Source organism: Micromonospora sp. NBC_00330 (genome assembly GCF_036136635.1).
Taxonomy (GTDB): Bacteria; Actinomycetota; Actinomycetes; order Mycobacteriales; family Micromonosporaceae; genus Micromonospora; species Micromonospora salmantinae.
Genome location: NZ_CP108012.1, coordinates 2,092,770 through 2,113,556 on the forward strand (window position 1 = coordinate 2,092,770; position 20,787 = coordinate 2,113,556).

The following is a 20,787-nucleotide window of genomic DNA, read 5'->3' on the forward strand; positions in this document are numbered from 1 at the left end:
CAGTAAGTGCAAGATCGCGGGGGCGGGGCGGGGCGGGGCGGGGCGGGGCGGGGCGGGGCGGGGCGGGGCGTGGGGTTAGGCGGGGTGGTTGGGGGTCAGGAAGTCGGCTAGTACCCGGGTGTGGGTGGAGAACGCCAGCTCGACCGGGTCGGTGAGCACCAGCCACTCGGTCGCCTCCTCGGTCGGCGCCGACGGTGGCAGGTCCTCGGCCGCCCGCTCGGGCAGCACTCCGAAGACCATCATCGTGCCGCCCGCCGGCGCCCCGTGCACAGCGAACAGGCGGGCGTCCTCGGCCGCCGCGACGAGGCCGGTCTCCTCCCGCAGTTCCCGCACGAGTGCGTCGGACCACTCCTCGCCGTACTCGATGAAGCCGCCGGGCAGCGCGAGCAGGCCGCGGGCCGGTTCGATGTCCCGGCGGACCACCACCACTCCCAGGCCCTGGGCGGTACGGACCGGCAGCACCGCGACCGCCACCGGCAGCGGGTTGCGCCAGACGGTCTCGCCGCAGACCGCGCAGACTCGCGGCCATCCGGCGGCCGGCGGGTAGGCGGCGCCGCAGTAGGAACAGTGCGAGTACGGCGTGCCGGTCATGCCGCAGCACGTTACTCCGATCCCCGCCCGGACCGCCGCCTCGTCCCGCGCTCAGCCCGCCGCCGTCGCGCCGGCCCCTCGCCTGCCGCGCCCCCGCCTCGTCGCGCGCTCAGGCTGCCGGGTCGCCCGTGTAGAAGGCGGTGGTGCGTTCGGCGGCGGCCTTCGCCTCGTCGGCGTCGGTGCCGGCGGCGATGCTCGCTTCGCACCACAGCTGGCTGCTCAGCTCCATGGCCCGTCGTCCCTGGGCGGAGGCGGTCCACTCGGCGCCCTGTTCCGGGGTGATCCCGCTGCCGTCGGCGGCCAGGTGCGAGGCGAGGCCGAGCAGCCCGAGGTCCCAGCCGACACCGACCGCGCCCGGCCCGAACTGGGCCCACCGGTCCTGGTCGACGTGCGCGATGTGGTCAAGGTCGAGGCGGGCCCGCTCGTCGCCGACGGGGGTGACCCGCACCTCGATCCAGCTCACCTCGCCGCCCATCTCCCAGGTGGCGGTGAAGCGGTGCGGCGGCTCGCAGCTCTCGACGGTGCCGTGGGCGTTGCCCTGGAGCTGGTACGTGCCGCCCAGCCGCAGGTCGCCGGAGATCGGCAGGAACCAGCGCGGGATGCGCTCGGCGCTGGTGCAGGCGTCCCACAGATCCTCGGCCGTCGCCTGGTAGGTCTGGCTGATCGTGGTGACCCGCGCCTCACCGGCTTCCAGGTTGCGGCTGCCGACCGTCCGCTGGACGGCGTTGATCTGCTCGGTGGCGTCGAACATCAGGTGTTCCTCTCATCGGGTGGGTCGGCGGGCCCGCGCAGCCGACGCTCGCGTCGGCCCCGGGCCAGCTCGGTGGCGAGTGCCGCCAGGGGTGGGGCCCAGAACCGGCGGAAGTGCTCCAGCCAGCCGTCGACCTCGCGCAGTGGGCGTGGGTCGACCGCGTAGAGCCGTCGGGCGCCCTCCGGCCGCACTGTGGCGAAGCCGTTGTCGCGCAACACCTTGAGGTGCTGGGACACGGCGGGCTGGGAGATGCCGAACTCCTCGCGGATGACCGCGCTGACCGCGCCGGCGGTCTGCTCGCCACCGGCGAGCAGCTCCAGGATGCGGCGCCGGACCGGATCGCCCAGCACGTCGAAGGCGTGCACGACGACAGTTGTATCACTGACGACTTATTTAAGCCAAGTCTGATACGCCGATGAGCTTGTCCAGCCGGATCGGCAGCTCCCGGATCCGTACGCCGGTCGCGTGGTGCACCGCGTTGGCGACCGCCGCGGCGGCGCCGACGATGCCGATCTCGCCGATGCCCTTCACCCCGGCCGGGTTCAGCTCGTCGTCGCGCTCGTCCAACCAGTACGCCTCGATGGACTCCACGTCCGCGCAGCCGGTGATGTGATAGGTGGCCAGGTCGTGGTTGACCCAGTCGCCGTACCGCTCGTCGAGCAGGCCCTCCTCGTGCAGCGCCATCGACAGCCCCATCGTCATGCCGCCGATGAGCTGGCTGCGCGCCGTCGTCGGGTTCACCACCCGCCCCGCCGCGAACACCCCGAGCATCCGGTTCAGCCGTACCTCGCCGGTGTCCGCGTCGACCCGCACCTCGACGAACTGCGCCCCGTACGCGTACCGGGGCAGCGCGGGCTGCCCGCCCACCTCCTCGGTGGTGTCCGCCTCGGCGGTCACCTCGTCGGTCGGCGGCCCGCCGTCGCGCAGCTTCTCGCGCAGCGCCTGCGCGGCGCGGATCACCGCCCAGCTCCAACTCGCGGTCCCCATCGAGCCGCCGGCCAGCGCCGCCGTCGGCAACGCGCTGTCCCCGATGCGGATCTCCACCCGCTCCGGCGGCACTCCGAGGGCGTCGGCGGCCACCTGCCAGATCGCCGTCCGGGCGCCGGTGCCGATGTCGGTGGCGTTGATCTGGACCAGAAAGCTCCCGTCGGACCGAGCGGTGGCCGTCGCCGTGGACGGCCGGGCCCGGGCCGGGTAGCTCGAACCGGCCATCCCGGTCCCGATCAGCCAGCGCCCGTCGCGTCGGGACCGGGGCGACGGATCACGGCCGGCCCAGCCGAACCGCTGTGCGCCATCGCGCAGGCAGGCCACCAGGTTGCGGCTGGTGAACGGGCGTCCCTGGTCGGGGTCGACGGCGGTGTCGTTGCGGACGCGCAGCTCCACCGGGTCGATGCCGACGGCGATGGCCAGCTCGTCCACAGCGGACTCCAGGGCGTACGCGCCGGGGCACTCGCCGGGGGCGCGCATCCAGAACGGCGTGGGAACGTCGAGGCGGACCAGCCGGTGTGTGGTGCGGCGGTGCGGTGCGGCGTACATGCTGCGGGTGTAGACGGCGGTCTGCTCGGCGAACTCCCGGACGGTCGAGGTCTGGCTGATCGCGTCGTGGCAGATGGCGGTGAGCCGGCCGTCGGTGTCGGCGGCGAGGCGGACCCGCTGGATGGTGGGGGTGCGGTAGCCGACCGGCCCGAACAGTTGCTGGCGGGTCAGCGCCAGCTTGACCGGGCGGTCCACGTGCCGGGCGGCGAGGGCGGCCAGCACCACCGACGCCTTGGCGTACCCCTTGCTGCCGAAGCCGCCGCCGACGTGTTCGGCGACGACGCGGATCGACTCCTGCGGCAGCTCGAACAGCTCGGCGAGGGTGGCGCGCACCGGCGTCGCGCCCTGGGTGGAGTCGTGCACCAGGAGCCGCCCGTCGTGCCACTGCGCGGTGGTGGCGTGCGGTTCCATCGGGTTGTTGTGGTACGCCGGCGTGCGGTAGGTGACGTCCACCTGCACCGGGGCGGCCGCGTACCCGGCGTCGAAGTCGCCCTCGGCGGTGTCCGTCGGATAGCTGGGGTTGACCTGGTCCGGCTTGTACAGGCCGGGATGGTCGTCGGTGAGCACTGTGCTGTGCGGGCCGGTGTCGTAGTCGATGCGGACCAGTCGGGCGCCCTCGCGGGCCGCCTCCAGGCTGGTGGCCACCACCACGGCCACGTACTGCCCCCGGTAGTGCACTGTCGGCTCCTGCAACAGCCGCAGCTCCGGCTGCGGGCCGGGCGCCATCCGGGGCGCGTTGCCGTGGTGCACCACGGCCAGCACACCGGGCGACGCCAGCGCCTCCGTCGTGTCGATGCGGGTGATGCGGCCCCGCACCACCGCCGACGGCACCGCCCAGCCGTAGGTGACCCCGTCCACCGGGTACTCCACCGCGTACCGGGCCGTGCCGGTGACCTTCGCCGGGCCCTCCAGCCTGGGGTACGCCCGTCCGACCGCCCCGGTGCTCACGACGACGCCAGTTCGGTGAGCGCCCGCACGGTGATGGCCCGGGTCAGTGGCAGCTTGAAGCCGTTGTGCCGTAGCGGGCGCGCCTCGGCCAGCTCCGCGTCGGCGGACCGTGCCGCCAACTCGGGGCTGAACGGACGACCGCGCAGCTCCGCCTCGGCCCGGTACGCCCGCCACGGCCGGTGCGCCACCGCCCCGTACGCCAGCCGCACGTCGCGGACCACGTCCCCGTCGAGGTCCAGCACCGCGGCCACCGAGCCGGCGGCGAAGGCGAACGAGGCCCGGTCGCGCACCTTGAGGTACGTCGAGCGGCGCGCGGCCGGTAGCGGCGGCAGGCGCACGGCGGTGATCAGCGCGCCCCGGGCCAGTGTGGTCTCCCGTTCCGGGTGGGTGCCGGGGGAGCGGTAGAAGTCGGCGATCGGGAGGTCACGGGGGCCGTCGGCCTCGTGCACCTCGACCACCGTGTCGAGGGCGGCCAGCGCGACGGCCAGGTCGGACGGGTGGGTGGCCACGCACTGCTCGGACCAGTCCAGCACCGCCAGGTCGCGGTTCTGGCCGTGCAGAGCGGCGCAACCGCTGCCCGGCTCTCGTTTGTTGCACGCCTTGCCGGTGTCCTGGAAGTAGACGCAGCGGGTGCGCTGCAACAGGTTGCCGCCGGTGGTGGCCATGTTGCGTAGCTGTCCGGAGGCGGCGGCGAGCAGGGCGCGGGCCAGCACCGGGTAGTCGCGGCGTACCACCGGGTGGGCAGCGAGGTCGCTGTTGCGTACCGTCGCGCCGATCCGCAGCCCACCGTCGGGCAGCTCCTCGACGGTGTCGAGTGGAAGCCGGGTCACGTCCACCAGCACGTCGGGGCGTTGCACCCCGAGCTTCATGAGGTCCACCAGGTTGGTTCCGCCGCCGAGGTAGGCGGCCTGCGGTTCGGCCGCCAGCACGGCGACCGCGTCGGCCACGTCGGCGGGCCGGTGGTAGCGGAACGCCTTCACGAGGACGCCGCCGTCTCGCGTACTGCCGCGACGATGTGCGGGTACGCGGCGCAGCGGCACAGGTTGCCGGCCATCCGCTCGCGGATCTCCGCGTCGGTCAGCTCGGCGGGCGTGTTCAGGTCGTCGGTGACCGCGCTGGGCCAACCCCGGGAGACCTCGTCGAGCATGCCGCGGGCGGAGCAGAGCTGCCCGGGGGTGCAGTAGCCGCACTGGAACGCGTCGTGCGCGATGAAGGCGGCCTGCAACGGGGACAGTTCGTCCGGACCGGCCAGCCCTTCGACGGTCACCACCGACCGGCCGTCCACGGTGACCGCGAAGACCAGGCAACTCTTCACCCGCCGGCCGTCGAGCAGCACGGTGCAGGAGCCGCACTGGCCGTGGTCGCAGCCCTTCTTCGCCCCGGTCAGGTCGAGGTGCTCGCGCAGCGTGTCGAGCAGTGTGGTGCGGTTGTCCAGGGTCACCGCACGGGACGCGCCGTTGACCTCGACCGTCACCCGGGACGAGTGGCGTTCGTCGATCGTCGTCGCGTTCTCTCCTCCGCCCTGCACCGGCCCAGACTAGCTTTGTCGGTATATCTCAGGGCGAATAACGCAAAGCCCTTCGTACGGGAGGTGACGACGGTGACCGCCGGACTGCTGCTCGCCGCCGGCGCCGGGCGGCGCTACGGCCGGCCGAAGGCGCTGGTCGAGCTGGACGGCGAGCCGCTGGTGCGGCGTGCGATCCGGCTGCTCGGCGACGGCGGCTGCGCACCCGTGCACGTGGTGCTCGGCGCGGGCGCCGACGAGATGCCCGACCTACCCGGCGCGGTGCCGGTCCGGCACGACGGCTGGTCCGACGGGCTGGGCTCGTCGCTGCTGCGGGGCCTGGCCTCGCTGCCGGCCGCCGTGCCGGCCGCCGTCGTGGTCCTCGTCGACCAGCCGCTGCTCAGCCCGATCGCGGTGCGCCGGGTGCGCACTGCGTACGCCGACGGCGCTGTCGTCGCGGTCGCCACCTACGCCGGCCGGCCCGGGCACCCGATCCTGCTGACTCGACGTACCTGGCCGCTGCTGAGCGGCTACGCCCTCGGCGACCGGGGCGCTCGCGACCTGCTGCGCGACCGGCCGGACCTGGTGGTCGAGGTGCCCTGTGACGACGTCGGGTCCCCGGCCGACGTGGACACCCCGGCCGACCTGCTCCGACTCCGCCCGCTCAGCGGCGGCTCAGCCAGCGGGGCAGCCCCTCGCTGGTGACCGCGTGATAGGTGATCATGATGATGACGCCGATCAGTCCCAGCAGCGGGCTGACGAACCAGCCGAGCAGACCGCTGAGCCCGTACAGGGCCAGGCCGGTGACCGGTCGCAGCCGCTGCGTACGCACGTACTCGGGGCTGACCCGGCGCTCCAGCAGCGCCGGGTGGCGGTGCAGGTAGCCGAAGAACACCAGCCAGGGGGCCGACATCAGGGCCGCGGCCAGCGCGTACAGGGCGACGGCAGCGCGTTGGTCGTCGGTGTCGCCGTGGGTGAACGCGGACGCCAGCACCGCTGTGGGGAAGGGGATGATCACCGCGCCGAAGAGCACACCGAGGTTGATCCAGCTCAGCGTGAGCGTGGTGCCACGGATCAGCCGCAGCAGCGCGTGGTGGTTGAGCCAGAGCACCCCGACGTAGACGAAGGACACCACGAAGGCCAGGTAGGAGGCGCCCTCGCCGAGCAGGCCGGTGAGCAGGTCGCCCTCGTGGTATTCGGGCACCCGCAGCTCGATGACCAGCAGTGTGATGACGATGGCGAAGACACCGTCGCTGAAGGCGGTCATCCGGTCGGTTGCGGACAGTCGCCCCTTGGGGTCGGGCTGCTCGACCTCGTCGGGTGCTGCGGACATTGCCGCAGGCTAGCCACTCAGCAACGCGGTTGGTGCCGGTTTCGTCCGATCGGGACGGGAACGGCCGCCCGGGGTCGAATCCCCGGACGGCCGCTCGCGCCGCCCCCGTTCAGGCCACCGGCGTCGCGGTGCCGGTGGTGCGGGCGAGCCGTTGGTGGGCGCGGATCAACTCGGCGTAGCGCAGACCGCTCGCCTTCATCGTCCGGCGCTGGGTGGCGTAGTCGACGTGCACCAGCCCGAAGCGCTTGTCGTAGCCGTACGCCCACTCGAAGTTGTCCAGCAGTGACCAGACGAAGTAGCCGTCCAGGGGAACCCCTCGGGCCACCGCCGCCGCGCAGGCGGCCAGGTGCTGCTCCAGGTGGTCGGTGCGTTCCTTGTCCTCCACGGTGCCGTCCGGGGTGACCTCGTCCGGCCACGCCGAGCCACTCTCGGTGACGATGATCCGTCCCGGCCGGTACTCCTCGTGCACGTCGACGAGCAGCCGCTCCAGGCCCGCCGGATACATCTCCCAGCCCATCGCGGTCTCCACCGAGCCGGGCACCGGCACCTGCCGGGCGTACGGGGCCGCGCCGGTCGGGTCGTCGACGACCAGCTGACGGAAGTAGTAGTTCACCCCGAGGAAGTCCGTCGGCGTGGCGATCACCGCAAGGTCGTCGCCGCGTACCGGCGGTTCGACCCCGTAGGTGGCGGTCATGTCGGCGGGGTAGCCGCGCCCGTGGATCGGGTCCAGCCACCACCTGTTGACGTGCCCGTCCGCCCGGCGGGCCGCCGCGACGTCCTCGGGTCGGTCGGTTGCCGCCTCGATCGGGCTGAGGTTGACCACCAGACCCACCGAGGCCGGCCGGGCGGCGTTGGCGCGGATCGCCTGGGTGGCCAGGCCGTGCCCGAGCAGCACGTGGTGCGAGGCGTGCACCGCCCGGGTGAGGTCCCGCTCGCCGGGAGCCATGTTGCCCTCCAGGTGCCCGATCCAGCACACGCAGAGCGGCTCGTTGACGGTGCACCAGTCGGCGACCCGGTCACCGAGGCGGGCGGCCACCACCGCCGCGTAGTCGGCGAACGCCTCGGCGGTGGCGCGCTCCGGCCAACCACCCCGGTCCTGAAGGACCTGCGGCAGATCCCAGTGGTAGAGCGTGACGAACGGTCGGATCCCGTCGGTGAGCAACGTGTCGACGAGCCGATCGTAGAAGTCCAGCCCGGCGGCGTTGACCCGCCCGACGCCATCGGGCATGACCCGGGGCCAGGCCACCGAGAAACGGTACGCGTCCACGCCGAGTCGGCGCGCCAGCGCCAGGTCCTCCGGCCACCGGTGGTAGTGGTCGCACGCCACCGCGCCGGTGTCGCCGTTGTCGACCTTTCCGGGGGTCGCCGAGAAGGTGTCCCAGATGGACGGCGCCCGGCCGTCGACGTCGACGGCCCCCTCGATCTGGTACGCCGCCGTGGCGACACCCCAGAGGAAGTCGGGTGGCAGCTTGGACAGGTCGGGCACGGGTCGGTTCTCCTCTGGGGTTGGATGACTCACTTGACAGCGCCGGCGGTGAGGCCGGCGACGAAGTAGCGCTGCAGGGCCAGGAACCCGACGACGACCGGGATGCTGACCACCAGCGAGGCGGCCATGATCTGGTTCCAGTAGACGTTGAACTGGGTGGAGTAGCCCTGCAGGCCGACGGCCAGGGTGCGGCTGCCCTCGTCGGTCATCACCGAGGCGAAGAGCACCTCGCCCCACGCGGTCATGAACGCGTACACGGTGACCGCGACGACGCCGGGCACGGCGGCCGGCAGGATGACCTGGAACAGGGTGCGCAGCGGACCGGCGCCGTCGACCTGCGCCGCCTCGTCCAGACCCCGGGGGATCGAGTCGAAGTAGCCGACCAGCATCCAGATCGAGAACGGCAGCGAGAAGGTCAGGTACGTGATGACCAGGCCGGTGCGGCTGGCGTACAGCTCGATGCCGGTGGCGTTGCCCAGGTTGACGTAGATGAGGAACAGCGGCAGCAGGAACAGGATGCCGGGGAACATCTGCGTGGACAGCACCGTCACCGAGAAGACACCCCGACCGCGGAACCGGTACCGGCTCACCGCGAACGCGGCGAAGATTGCCACCGCCACCGAGCAGACCGCCGCGATGCTCGACACCACCAGGCTGTTCACCAGGTACCGGGCCAGCGGCACTGTGCTCCACATGTCGATGAACGGTTGCAGGGTGGGCCGGCTGGGCCACCAGGTGAAGCCGTTCTGCACGTCCTGCAACGGCTTCGCCGCCGAGGTGACCATGACGTAGAGCGGGATGACGACGAAGAGGGTGAGCAGGGTCAGCACTATGCGCCGGCCCCAGCGCTCGCCGGCGGTCTCACGCATGGTCGTCCCTCCGACGGTTGGTGATCAGCAGGTACGCGGCCGAGACGACCAGCAGGAACAGCAGCAGCGCCACCGACATCGCCGACCCGGAGCCGAAGTCCCAGGTCTTGAAGGAGCTGCGGTAGATGTGGATGGAGATGAGGTCGGCCTGCTCGGGCGCGGAGCCGCCGAACAGCACGAACGGGGTGTTGAAGTCGTTGAACGTCCACAGGAACAGCACCAGCAGCAGCACCAGGTTGACCGGCCGCAGCATCGGCAGGGTGACCGAGCGCAGCCGGCGCCAGAACCCGGCGCCGTCGATGGCGGCGGCCTCGTACAGCTCGCCGGGCACGTTCTGCAACCCGGCCATCAGGCACAGGAACGCGAACGGCCAGTTACGCCAGACCGACACGACCAGCAGCGACCAGAAGCTGTTGTCGCCGATCAACCAGAACGGCCGTTCGTTCATCAGCCCGAGCTGGTCCACGAGCACGTGGTTGACCAGGCCGGTGTCGCGTTGCAGCAGGAAGCTCCAGGTGATCACGGCGGCGTAGACCGGCAGCGCGTACGGGGTGAGGAACAGCGCCCGCAGGATCGCCCGTCCACGGAACGGTCGTTGCAGGACGACCGCCGCCGAGATGCCGAGCAGCCAGGCGAACCCGACCGAGAGCAGGCTGTAGGCCAGGGTGATCCAGAAGGAGTGCAGCAGTTCCTTGCCGGCGGCGCTGTTGAGGTCGAGCGTCGCCCGGTAGTTCTCCAGCCCGATGAAGGGCGCGGTGGACCAGTCACGGATGTGGAACTGGGTCAGCTCCAGCAGGCTCATCCAGACCCCGACGACCATCGGGATCACGTGGATGGCGAGTTCCAGCACGACGGCCGGTGCGAGCAGCAGGTACGGCAGGAGCGAGCGGCGGGGGCCGCGGGGCCGGCGGGCCGGCCGCCGGGCCGGCGACCCGGCCCGGGGTTCGCGTCGGTCGGCGTCCGGCGCGGTGGTGCTGGTTGCCATCGGGGTCCTCTCGGAGGCGGTGGCCGGGGCCGGGCTCAGCGCCCGACCACGGCCACCGGTGACGCCTGGGTCAGCGCATCTTCTGCTGCGCGTCGGTCAGCTTGGCCTTCACCGACGCCTCGGTGACCGGCTTGCCGCTGGCCGCGTCGGCGAACAGCTCCTTCATCGCGGTGCCGACCAGGGTCTCGAAGGTGCTCTCGTCGGGCACCTGCGGCAGCGGGGCCGCGGTCGTGACCAGGGTCTCCTGGATGGTCTTCTGCTCGGTGGCGCTGAACGCCGGGTCGGAGGCCGCGGTCTTCACCGCCGGCAGCGAGCCGTACGTCTTGTTGAGGATCGTCTGTTCCTCGTCGCTGGTCATGAACTTGACGAAGCTCAGTGCGCCGTCCTTGTTCTTGGTGTGCTTGAAGACCGCCATGTTGATCCCGGCGACCATGCTGTTGACCTTCTTGCCGCCGGCCGGCGGGCTGGCCAGGAACGGCACCGGGGCCACCCCGTACGCGTCGGCGGGCATGTTCTGCGTCTTCAGGTTCGACCCGGCGGACTGCCACAGCAGCATGGCGGCCTTGCCGTTGGCGAAGTCGGAGACCGACTGGTTCTGCGCGTACTCGGCGTTGCTCGGGTTGGTGATCTTGTCGGCGGCCATGAAGTCGACGTACCGCTTGATCGCCGAGACGTTCTGCGGGGTGTCGAAGGTCGGCTTGCCGGCCGAGTCGAACCACTCGCCGCCGTACTGCTGGCTGAAGGTGAAGGCGTGGTGGGCGTTCTCCGACGGGTTGGCACCCTCGACCGCCAGGCCCCACTTGCCGCCGGTGCTCAGCTTCTTGCCGTACTCGGCGAGCTGCTCCCAGGTGGTCGGCGGCGCGGTGATGCCGGCGTCGGCGAACGACTTCTTGTTGTAGTACAGGCTGTACGCCATGCTGTAGAGCGGCACGGCGGCCGGCGGCTTGCCGGGGGCGCCGGCGGCGGCGAGCGCGGCGGGCACGATCCGGTCCTTGCCGCCGACGGCCTGCAGGGCGGCGTCGTCGAACTCGACCAGCGCGCCGGTGGCCTGCAACGACGCCGACCAGGTGTTGCCGATGTTGACCACGTCCGGGCCCTTGCCGGAGGCGGCGGCGGCCAGCAGGCGGTTGAGCAGATCCGACCAGGGGACCACCTCGACGGTGACCTTGATCCCGCTCTGCTTCTCGAACTTGTCCAACTCCGGCTGGAGGATGGTCTTGTCGGCCTCCAGGCTGGCGCCCTGGTTGCTGGCCCAGTAGGTGAGCGTCTTCGGCGATGCGGCGGAGTCGTCGCCGGAGCCTCCGCAGGCGGTCAGCGAGGCGGCCGCCAGTACGGCGGCGGTGAATATCCCGAGGTGTCGTCTCGACACGGGTCAGCCCTTCCGGTGCGTGGTGGGGGTCCGCCGGCCTTCGTCACCGATAGGGGTCGGGCGACGGGGGCCGGCTGCGGACAGGGTTCGGGGGTGCGCCGTCGGGGTTCGTCGGCGTTTCCCGGGAGTTACATCACGGCTTAATTTATGTCGTCATTAAAGTTGCTGGCTGGTGGGTCGTCAAGCACGAGGCGGTTACAGTCGCCTCGAACGGCCGACGGGAACGAGGTGACGAGTGGAGCTGGCGCGTGCCACCAACCGCAGCGTGCGGTTGCGCAACCGGTCCGCCCTGCTGACCAAGCTCTTCCTGGACGGCCCGCTCACCCGGCAGGACCTGGTGCGCAGCACCGGGCTGAGCCAACCCGCGGTCAGCAACGTGGTGGCCGACATGATCGACGAAGGGCTGGTCGCCGAGGTCGGCGCGGCCGAGTCCGACGGCGGCCGGCCCAGCATGTTGCTGCGGATCGCGCCCCGCTTCGCCTTCCTGATCGGCGTGGACGTCGGCGAGACCCGGGTCCGGGTGGAGCTGTTCGACTTCGCGATGACCCTGCTGGCCAGCGTCGAGTACCCGCTCGACCCGGCCCGCACCGAGCCCGACCTGGTGGCCGGGCACGTGCTGGCCGGCATCGAGGCGGTCACCGGCCAGGCCGGGGTGGCCACCGGCGACGTGCTCGGCGTCGGCATCGGTGTCTCGGGCGTGGTCGAGCAGGGCGCCGAGGCGGTCGTGCACGCCCAGGCCCTCGGCTGGGACCGGGTGCCGCTGGAGCGTCTGATCGGCGCCGGGACCGACCTGCCGCTGCACATCGACAACGGCGCGAAGACCCTCGGGCAGGCCGAGATGTGGTTCGGCGCCGGCCGGGGCGCCCGGCACGCCGTCTTCGCGCTTGTCGGCTCCGGGGTGGGCGCGTCGGTGGTGACCAACGGCGCCACCTACCGGGGCGCGTCCAGCAGCGCGGGGGAGTGGGGGCACACCACCCTGGTGTACGGCGGCAGGGTCTGCCGATGCGGCGCGCGCGGTTGCCTGGAGGCGTACGTGGGGGCGGAGGCGATCATCGACCGCTACCGGGAGGCGCGCCGGGGTCGACCGGTGCCGGGCGAGGACGAGGAGTCCCAGATCGCCGCGCTGGTCGCCGCCGCCGAGACCTCGGCCACGGCCCGACGGGTGCTGGAGGACACCGCCGGCTACCTCGGCGCCGGGGTGGCCAACCTGATCAACCTGTTCAACCCGGAGCGCGTGGTGCTCGGCGGCTGGGCGGCGATGGCCCTCGGCGACCTGCTGCCGGCCGTGCGGGAGGCCGCCGGCCGTCAGGCGCTGCGCCAGCCGTACGAGCAGGCGTCGATCGAGCTGTGCCGCCTCGGGGTGGACGCGGTGGCGCTGGGCGCGGCAACCCTCCCGATCGCGCGCTTCCTCACCGAGGGTGGCGTCCGCCGCTGAGCGGGGACGACTGCTGAGCCGTCGGCAAATTACCCAAAAAGAATTCTCGGGATAAATAACGAAGTTATAGATCGATGTCTTGACGCCGTCGCAATCTCGCCGCAACACTCCTACGAGAGCGCTCTCCGACCCGCGACGCCGCATCGGCGGCACCACCCACGGCGCCACGGGGCGAGCCGATCCCATCCGCGCGGCACCCCCTCGTAGCCCCCTATCGACAGGCGATGTCATGACATCTCGCGCAACATCCGTACGCCCGCGTCCTCGACGCGTCGTCCGGCACCTGCTGGTCGGGCTCACCGTGGCCCTGGTCGCGGCGCTCACCCCGACCGGCGCCACCGCGCCCGCGCAGGCAGCACCCACCCTGCTGTCCCAGGGCCGCACCGCCACCGCCTCGTCCAGCGAGAACGCCGGCACCCCGGCCTCCGCGGCCGTCGACGGCAGCACCGGCACCCGCTGGGCCAGCGCGTTCAGCGACCCGCAGTGGCTCCAGGTCGACCTGGGCGCCCGGGCCACCATCAGCCAGGTGAACCTGCTCTGGGAGGGCGCCTACGGCCGGGCCTTCCAGCTCCAGACCTCCGACGACGGTGCCACCTGGACGACGATCTACTCGACCACCACCGGCACCGGCGGCACCCAGAACCTCACCGTCACCGGCGCCGGCCGCTACGTACGGATGAACGGCACCGCCCGGGGCACCGGCTACGGCTACTCGCTCTGGGAGTTCCAGGTGTACGGCGAGACCGGCGGCACCACGCCGACCTGCGGCAGCAGCAACGTCGCGCAGGGCAGCCCGGCGACCGCCTCGTCCAGCCAGGACGCCGGCCTCGCGGCCTCCGCGGCGGTCGACGGCAACACGGGCACCCGCTGGGCCAGCGCCGCCAGCGACCCGCAGTGGCTGCGCGTCGACCTCGGCAGCACCCGCACCATCTGCCGGGTGGTGCTCACCTGGGAGGCCGCGTACGCCCGGGCCTTCCAGCTCCAGACCTCGGCCGACGGGACCACCTGGACGACGATCTACTCCACCACCACGGCCACCGGCGGCACGCAGTCGCTCACCGTCACCGGCAGTGGGCGCTACCTGCGGATGTACGGCACCGCCCGGGGCACCGCCTACGGCTACTCGCTCTGGGAGTTGGCGGTGAACACCACCGGCGGCGGGACCGGCGAGCCCCCGGTCGACACGACCGACCCGCGCAACCCGAACCTCGGGCCGAACACGTTCGTCTTCGACCCGAGCACGCCGACGTCGACCATCCAGAGTCGACTGAACACCCTCTTCACCCAGCAGGAGACCAACCAGTTCGGCCCGCAGCGCTACGCGGTGCTGTTCAAGCCCGGCACCTACACGGCCGACGTCAACCTCGGCTTCTTCACCCAGGTCGCCGGCCTCGGCATGAGCCCCGACGACGTCAACCTCAACGGCCACGTGCGTACCGAGGCGTTCTGGTTCGGCGGCAACGCCACCCAGAACTTCTGGCGGGCCGCCGAGAACCTGTCGGTCACCCTGCCCGCCGGGCAGACGGTGGAGCGCTGGGCGGTGTCCCAGGCGGCGCCGTACCGGCGGATGCACCTGCGCGGCGCGCAGAACCAGATCCAGCTCTGGAACGGCGGCGACGGCTGGTCCAGCGGTGGCCTGATGGCCGACACCCGCGTCGACGGCCTGGTCGTCTCCGGCTCGCAGCAGCAGTGGTACTCGCGCAACAGCGAGTTCGGCAACGGCTGGACCGGCTCGGTGTGGAACATGGTCTTCCAGGGCGTCAACGGCGCTCCCGCGCCGAGCTTCCCCAACCCGTCGCACACCGTCATCCCGCAGACCCCGCAGGTACGGGAGAAGCCGTTCCTTTACGTCGACGGCACCGGTGAGTACCGGGTCTTCGTGCCGGCGCTGCGCACCAACTCCACCGGAACGAGCTGGTACAACAAGACCCCGGCCGGCTCGTCCATCTCGCTGTCGCAGTTCTACGTGGTCCAGCCCGGCACCAGCGCCGCCACCATCAACGCGGCCCTCGCCCAGGGGCGGCACCTGCTCTTCACCCCGGGCGTGCACCACGTCACCGAGCCGATCCAGGTCAACCGGGCCGACACCGTCGTCCTCGGTCTCGGCCTGGCCACCATCCAGGCCGACAACGGCGCGGTGGGCATGCGGGTGGCCGATGTGGACGGCGTGAAGGTGGCCGGCCTCATGTTCGAGGCCGGTACGACGAACTCGCCGGTGCTGATGGAGGTCGGCCCGTCCGGCTCGTCCGCGAGCCACGCCACGAACCCGACCTCGCTGCACGACGTGTTCTTCCGCATCGGCGGGCCGCACGTCGGCAAGGCCACCAACACGCTGACTGTCAACAGCGACAACGTGATCGGCGACCACATGTGGCTGTGGCGGGCCGACCACGCCGCCAGCGGCGTACCGACCGGGTGGACGCTGAACACCGCCGACACCGGGCTCACCGTCAACGGCGACAACGTCACCATGTACGGCCTCTTCGTCGAGCACTACCAGAAGTACCAGACCATCTGGAACGGCAACGGCGGGCGGACGTACTTCTACCAGAACGAACTGCCCTATGACCCGCCCAACCAGGCGGCCTGGATGAACGGGTCGACCCGGGGCTACGCCGCGTACAAGGTCGCCGACTCGGTGACCAGTCACCAGGCGTTCGGGCTGGGTAGCTACAGCTACTTCAACGTCAACCCCGCGGTGGTCGAGGAGCGGGCCTTCGAGGTGCCCACCAACCCGAACGTGCGCTTCACGAACATGGTGACCGTCTCGCTCGGAGGCGTCGGCACCATCAACCGGGTGATCAACAACGCCGGTGGCACCGCGAACGCGGCCAACCAGCAGGTGTACCTGACCACCTACCCCTGACCGGGGCGCCCGCGCCGGCCCGGTCCTCTGTGACCGGGTCGGCCGGGTGGCACCCAGGGCCGTGGCCGGCCCGGTCCCGCCGAGACCGGGCCGGCCGCGGTCGTGCCGCTCAGCCGGCCAGCACCTCGGCCGCCGCCCGTTCACCGGCGAGCACCGCGCCCTCCAGGTAACCACTCCAGCGGGTGGCCGTCTCGGTGCCCGCCCAGTACACCCGCCCCACCGGCGTCCGCAGGTGCGGGCCGTACGTCCGCCACGTGCCCGGGGTGAGCGCACCGGAGAAGCAGCCCCGGGTCCACTCGTCGGCCGACCAGTCGTACTCGATGAGATCCACCGGCTCCTCGGCTCGTGGCCCGACCACGCTCGCGAACGCTTCCAGCAGGCATCGCCGACGCGCCGCGAGGGACATGCCGCGCAGGGTCGCGGCGTCCGTGGAGTAGCTGAACCCGGTCAGCACCCCGATCGGTGAGGTCGGGGTGGAGTTGTCGACCGTCTCGGTGAGCGGACCGATGCTGGCGGTGGCCACGCCGGAGCGCCCGTCGGCACGCCAGAACGGCTCCGGGTAGACGGCGTGCACCTTCAGCGCCGAACCCATCGGCATGCGCTGGGTGAGCCCGTCACGCAACGGGGGCAGCGGCGGGTCGTACCGGATCCGGCCGGCCAGTGCCGGGGCCAGCGCGACCACCACGGCGTCGCCGTCGACGCGCCCGGTGTCGGTCCACGCCGTCGCGCCGCCGACCGTCTGTTCGATGGCCCGCACCGGCGCGGCCAGCGTCAGCGCGCCCGCCGGCAGAGCGGCGGCCATCCGTTCGGCCAGCGCCGACGGCCCGCCCACGATCCGGTCCTGCTGCGCGCCGCCGGCCATCCCCAGCAACGGCCCGGTCCCGCCGGCGCTGCGCAGGTAGAACAGCAGGTGCAACACTGACAGCTCGTCCGCGCCGGTGGCCAGCAGCCCACCGGCGAGCACCCGCCCCAGGTAGTCGGCGGTGTCGTCGTCCCCGGCCGTGACGGCGAGCCACCCGCCGAGGGTCGTCCGGTCCCACAGTGCGGCCTCCGGCGTCGCCCAGGGTGCGGCCGGGTCCAGTCGTGCGGCGTACTCGTCGAGCAGACCGAGCACCCGACCCACCCGCGCCGGTGGCTCGGCCCGGCGCGCACCGGCCCAGAGCACCGTGGGCGCGCCGACCGATGCCGAGGCGAAGGTGGCCAGCCCGTGCTCGGCGACCAACGCGTACATCCGGTCCTGGGTCGGCCCGATCCACTGCGCCCCCAGGTCGAGTTGGGTGAGCTCGGGCAGCCAGCGGGTCAGCACCCGACCGCCCACCCGGTCGCGGGCCTCCAGCACCCGCACCTGGGCGCCGGCACGGCTCAGCGCCAACGCGGCCGCGAGACCGGAGAAGCCGGCGCCGACCACAACCACGCGCAAGCCGTCGACCACACAGCGGTCTACCCACAACCGTCGCAGGCATGACTACCGGCTCCGGTCGCGGCACACACCGGGCCCGGGTCGGCCGCCGAGAAACTTTCCGCCGGCCTGTCGATTCGGACGGCGGCCGATCGTGTGGAGGATGAGAGGTCGGCGACGGGCCGGCCCCCCCGTGAGGAGGAACGATGACGCTCTACCTGCTCAGCATTCACCAGCCGCAGGGTGAGCTGCCCCCGGACCCGGAGTTCCTGGCCGGGGTGATGCGCCAGATCGGTGAGCTGCGCGCCGAGTTGGCCTCCACCGGCTCGTGGGTCTTCGGCCAGGGACTGCACGGCCCGGAAACCGCCACCGTGCTGCGTGCCCGCGACGGTGACGTCCTGGTCACCGACGGCCCGTTCGTGGAGGGCAAGGAGTACCTGGGCGGCATCACCATCATCGACGTGCCGGACCTGGACGCCGCCCTGCACTGGGGTCGCCGTTACGCGCTGGCCACCACCCTGCCGATCGAGGTGCGCCCCTTCCAGGGCGGGGCCGGCGACTGACGGTGCCCGACGTGGAGACGGTGTTCCGCGCGGAGTACGGCCGCGCGGTCGCCGTCCTGGTTCGCCTCCTCGGCGACATCGACCTCGCCGAGGAGGCCGTCCAGGAGGCTTTCGTCGTGGCGGTGGCGCGCTGGCCGACGACCGGTCCGCCGCCCAGCCCGGCCGGCTGGATCATCACCACGGCCCGGAACCGGGCGATCGACCGGCTGCGCCGCGACGCGTCCCGGGTCGACCGGCACGCCCAGGCGGCCCTGTTGTTCGCCGCCGACAGTCCCGTCGAGGAGGGACCGGTGCACGACGACCGGCTACGGCTGATCTTCACCTGCTGCCATCCGGCGCTCGCCCCGAGCACCCGGGTCGCCCTCACCCTGCGGCTGCTCGGCGGACTGAGCACCGCCGAGATCGCCCGAGCCTTCCTGGTGCCGGAGCCGACCATGGCGCAGCGGCTGGTCCGTGCCAAGTCGAAGATCCGGAACGCTCGGATCCCGTACCGCGTGCCGCGCGACGCCGACCTGCCCGACCGGCTGCACGCGGTTCTCGCGGTGCTTTACCTGATCTTCAACGAGGGATACACGGCCAGCGCCGGGCGACAACTGGTCCGCGCCGAGCTGTGCGTCGAGGCGATCCGGCTGACCCGGCTGCTGGTCGAGCTGATGCCGGACGAGCCGGAGGCGCTCGGTCTGCTCGCGTTGATGCTGCTCACCGAGTCCCGCCGCGACGCGCGGACCAACGCCGAGGGTGAGCTGGTGGCGCTGCCGAGCCAGGACCGGGCCCGGTGGGACGCCCAACTGATCACCGAAGGGCAGGCGCTGGTGCGCCGCTGCCTGCGCCGCGACCGGCCCGGCCCGTACCAGATCCAGGCCGCGATCGCCGCCGTGCACAGCGCCGCGGGGCGCGCCGCCGACACCGACTGGGCACAGATCCTTCAGCTGTACGACCAGCTGACGGTGGTCGCCCCCAGCCCGGTGGTGGCCCTGAACCGGGCCGTCGCGCTCGCCGAACTGTCCGGACCGGCGGTGGCGCTGACCGAGGTGGACCGCCTCGACCTGGTCGGCTACCACGTCTACCACGTGGTCCGCGCCGACCTGCTGGCTCGCCTCGGCCGGGGCGGGGAGGCCGTCGAGGCGTACCGGACGGCCGTCGCCCTGACGGACAACGCGGCCGAACGGGCCTTTCTCACCGCACGCGCGACGGCCCTTGCGGCGCTCTGAGGGCGCGTTTGCCGCTGGGGCGGCAGGGAACCCGAGGCACCGCCGCAGCAGGGGATGGGGAGGGGCCATGGCGTACCGTCCGACCGCCGTCGACACCGCGCCCGACCTGTCCACCCTCACGCTCGGCGTGGAGGAGGAGTACCTGCTGCTCGACCCGGGCACCGGCCGGAACCTCCCGGTCGCCGACCAGGTGCTCGCCGCGCTGCGCGGCCCCGTCCGGGACCAGAGCCGCCAGGAGTTCCGGCACAGCATGGTGGAGATGGTCACCCCGGTCTGCGCCGAACTCACCGAACTGCGCGCGCACCTGGTGTCGCTGCGTCGCTCCGCCGCCGAGGCCGCCACGGCGGCCGGGGCCCGACTGGTGGCGGTCGGCGCCACACCGGTGGCCGAACCGCACCGGACGGTCCCCGACGAACCGCGCTACCACGCGATGTCGCGCCGGTACGGGCCGGTGGCGCACGACCCGGCGGTGTGCGGCTGCCACGTGCACGTCGGACTGCCCGACCGGGAACTGGCCGTGCAGGTCTGCAACCACCTGCGGGTGTGGCTGCCGGTGGTGCAGGCGGTCACCACCAACTCGCCGCTGCACGACGGGTACGACACCGGGCACGCCAGCTGGCGCTCGATGCAGTTGGAACGGTGGCCCAGCATCGGTCCGACGCCGTACTTCGACTCCGTCGCCGACTACGACCGCACCGTCGGCGAGCTGATCGCCGCCGGCATCATGCTCGACGCGGCGATGGTCTACTGGTACGCCCGGCCGTCGTCGACGTACCCGACGGTGGAGGTGCGGGTCGGTGACGTCTGCACCGAGGTGGACGACGCGGTGCTGGTCGCCGCGCTGGTCCGGTCCCTCGTGGCCACCCTCGCCGACGACGTACGCGCCGGGGTGACCGCCCCGGACGTCCGGGACTGCCTGGTCGCCGCGGCGCACTGGCGGGCCGCCCACGACGGTCTCGACGGCGAGCTGATCGACCTGCGTGCCGGTGGCACCCGGCCGGCCTGGGCGCTCGTCGACGAGCTGATGGCGGTGATCGCCCCGGCCCTGCTGCGCCACGGCGACCTCGGGTACGTGGTGGCGCAGCTCGCCCGGCTGCGTCGCGACGGCACCGGCGCCACCCGGCAGCGACGGGTGCTGGAGCGCGCCGGAGACCTGCACGTGGTCCTCGACGACCTGGTCGCCCGCACCGCCGCCGGCTGAGCGCCGGCACGGCCCACCCTCTTATCTGGACACCTTGCGCTCGGACGGTTCTGCCATTGCCTGGCGAATCCCTCACGTCGTGTGGCATGCGGGTGAGGAGGGGGTTGCTGGTGCTCGGGCTGGGCAACAGGCCCGATCCGCCCCGCGGCGGACGGCGATAGTGCGGATCGTGAAAGATAGGACGATGGCGAGACTCGAAACTCCACGACTCGTGCTGCGCCGTTGGCGCGATGACGACATCATGCCCATGACGGCGATCAACGCGGATCCGGACGTCATGCGCTGGATCGGCAGCGGGACGCCTGCCGATCCAGAACGCACGGCGGCGGGAATCGCCGGCTGCGAAAGCGCCTGGGACGACCACGGGTTCGGGCTGTTCGCGGTTGAGGTCCGCCAGACCAGCGAACTGGCGGGTTTTACCGGCTTGGCGATCCCAACCTTCCTGCCCGAGGTTATGCCCGCGGTCGAGATCGGTTGGCGGCTGGGCAGACCGTATTGGGGACAAGGCTTCGCCACCGAGGCCGCCCACGCAGCGCTGCACTTCGCGTTCGTCGATCGAGAACTCGATCGGATCCTCAGCATCCACCAGATCGGCAACGACGCATCTGAACGTGTCATGCAGAAACTCGGCATGCGGCTAGACCGCGAAACGATCGACCCCTCCTGCAACCGCCCGACCCGCGTGTATGCGATCACCCGCGATGAGTACAACCGCACTCGCGCCATACCGGCCTGACAGG

The 20,787-nt window shown here is 72.0% G+C and carries 19 protein-coding genes; 7 read left to right on the top strand and 12 right to left on the bottom strand.

The window, feature by feature from the left end:
* Window positions 1–75: 75 nt before the first annotated feature.
* From OG598_RS09160 to OG598_RS09185, 6 genes are all read right to left on the bottom strand, one after another.
* Window positions 76–591, bottom strand: a complete 516-nt coding sequence (locus OG598_RS09160; RefSeq protein ID WP_328654007.1) for an NUDIX domain-containing protein — start codon at window positions 589–591, stop codon at window positions 76–78.
* Window positions 592–700: 109 nt separating this feature from the next.
* Entirely contained in the window at window positions 701–1,342 is a 642-nt protein-coding gene (locus tag OG598_RS09165) for an SRPBCC family protein (protein WP_328654008.1), read from the bottom strand.
* Window positions 1,342–1,707, bottom strand: coding sequence for an ArsR/SmtB family transcription factor (locus OG598_RS09170; protein ID WP_328654009.1), 366 nt, complete (start codon window positions 1,705–1,707; stop codon window positions 1,342–1,344). The genes OG598_RS09165 and OG598_RS09170 overlap by 1 nt, the downstream gene beginning before the upstream one ends.
* A 28-nt stretch (window positions 1,708–1,735) precedes the next feature.
* Window positions 1,736–3,826 (bottom strand): xanthine dehydrogenase family protein molybdopterin-binding subunit, encoded by a 2,091-nt coding sequence (locus OG598_RS09175; protein ID WP_328654010.1) that lies wholly within the window; start codon window positions 3,824–3,826, stop codon window positions 1,736–1,738.
* The gene (locus tag OG598_RS09180) at window positions 3,823–4,806 is read right to left on the bottom strand and encodes an FAD binding domain-containing protein (protein ID WP_328654011.1); all 984 of its coding nucleotides are present in this window, start codon (window positions 4,804–4,806) and stop codon (window positions 3,823–3,825) included. The genes OG598_RS09175 and OG598_RS09180 overlap by 4 nt, the downstream gene beginning before the upstream one ends.
* Window positions 4,803–5,300 (bottom strand): 2Fe-2S iron-sulfur cluster-binding protein, encoded by a 498-nt coding sequence (locus OG598_RS09185; protein ID WP_181518587.1) that lies wholly within the window; start codon window positions 5,298–5,300, stop codon window positions 4,803–4,805. The genes OG598_RS09180 and OG598_RS09185 overlap by 4 nt, the downstream gene beginning before the upstream one ends.
* A 126-nt stretch (window positions 5,301–5,426) precedes the next feature.
* Here OG598_RS09185 and OG598_RS09190 point away from each other — a divergent pair, with 126 nt between their 5' ends.
* Complete coding sequence (locus tag OG598_RS09190) at window positions 5,427–6,035, top strand: nucleotidyltransferase family protein (protein ID WP_328654012.1); 609 nt, start codon at window positions 5,427–5,429, stop codon at window positions 6,033–6,035.
* On the opposite strand, the gene OG598_RS09195 is transcribed toward OG598_RS09190, so the two are convergent.
* From OG598_RS09195 to OG598_RS09215, 5 genes are all read right to left on the bottom strand, one after another.
* Window positions 5,995–6,663, bottom strand: coding sequence for a TMEM175 family protein (locus OG598_RS09195; RefSeq protein ID WP_328654013.1), 669 nt, complete (start codon window positions 6,661–6,663; stop codon window positions 5,995–5,997). The two genes, OG598_RS09190 and OG598_RS09195, sit on opposite strands and share 41 nt — an antisense overlap.
* Before the next feature lie 109 nt (window positions 6,664–6,772).
* Entirely contained in the window at window positions 6,773–8,149 is a 1,377-nt protein-coding gene (locus OG598_RS09200; RefSeq protein ID WP_328654014.1) for a GH1 family beta-glucosidase, read from the bottom strand.
* Window positions 8,150–8,178: 29 nt separating this feature from the next.
* Window positions 8,179–9,018, bottom strand: a complete 840-nt coding sequence (locus OG598_RS09205; protein ID WP_091398610.1) for a carbohydrate ABC transporter permease — start codon at window positions 9,016–9,018, stop codon at window positions 8,179–8,181.
* On the bottom strand, window positions 9,011–10,003 hold the full coding sequence (locus OG598_RS09210) for a carbohydrate ABC transporter permease (RefSeq protein ID WP_266302358.1): 993 nt from the start codon (window positions 10,001–10,003) through the stop codon (window positions 9,011–9,013). The genes OG598_RS09205 and OG598_RS09210 overlap by 8 nt, the downstream gene beginning before the upstream one ends.
* 70 nt (window positions 10,004–10,073) lie before the next feature.
* Complete coding sequence (locus OG598_RS09215) at window positions 10,074–11,372, bottom strand: ABC transporter substrate-binding protein (protein WP_328654015.1); 1,299 nt, start codon at window positions 11,370–11,372, stop codon at window positions 10,074–10,076.
* Between the two features lie 235 nt (window positions 11,373–11,607).
* On the opposite strand from OG598_RS09215, the gene OG598_RS09220 reads away from it, so the two are divergent.
* Both OG598_RS09220 and OG598_RS09225 read left to right on the top strand, forming a co-directional pair.
* Entirely contained in the window at window positions 11,608–12,807 is a 1,200-nt protein-coding gene (locus tag OG598_RS09220; RefSeq protein ID WP_328654016.1) for an ROK family transcriptional regulator, read from the top strand.
* A 229-nt stretch (window positions 12,808–13,036) separates the two neighbouring features.
* Window positions 13,037–15,673 carry a discoidin domain-containing protein gene (locus OG598_RS09225; protein WP_328654017.1) on the top strand — a complete coding sequence of 879 codons (2,637 nt, stop codon included), beginning with the start codon at window positions 13,037–13,039 and terminating at the stop codon, window positions 15,671–15,673.
* Window positions 15,674–15,782: 109 nt separating this feature from the next.
* Here the strand turns inward: OG598_RS09225 and OG598_RS09230 are convergent, their stop codons facing one another.
* Entirely contained in the window at window positions 15,783–17,087 is a 1,305-nt protein-coding gene (locus OG598_RS09230; protein WP_328655300.1) for a flavin monoamine oxidase family protein, read from the bottom strand.
* Window positions 17,088–17,278: 191 nt separating this feature from the next.
* Between OG598_RS09230 and OG598_RS09235 the strand changes: the two genes are divergently transcribed.
* The 4 genes from OG598_RS09235 (at window position 17,279) to OG598_RS09250 (ending at window position 20,783) form a co-directional block, all read left to right on the top strand.
* A complete protein-coding gene (locus OG598_RS09235; protein WP_328654018.1) occupies window positions 17,279–17,635 on the top strand; it encodes a YciI family protein in 357 nt (118 codons plus the stop codon).
* Window positions 17,636–17,637: 2 nt separating this feature from the next.
* Window positions 17,638–18,846, top strand: coding sequence for an RNA polymerase sigma factor (locus OG598_RS09240; protein WP_328654019.1), 1,209 nt, complete (start codon window positions 17,638–17,640; stop codon window positions 18,844–18,846).
* A gap of 67 nt (window positions 18,847–18,913) precedes the next feature.
* Window positions 18,914–20,047, top strand: coding sequence for a carboxylate-amine ligase (locus OG598_RS09245; RefSeq protein WP_328654020.1), 1,134 nt, complete (start codon window positions 18,914–18,916; stop codon window positions 20,045–20,047).
* Between the two features lie 184 nt (window positions 20,048–20,231).
* A complete protein-coding gene (locus tag OG598_RS09250) occupies window positions 20,232–20,783 on the top strand; it encodes a GNAT family N-acetyltransferase (RefSeq protein WP_328654021.1) in 552 nt (183 codons plus the stop codon).
* Window positions 20,784–20,787 lie beyond the last annotated feature (4 nt).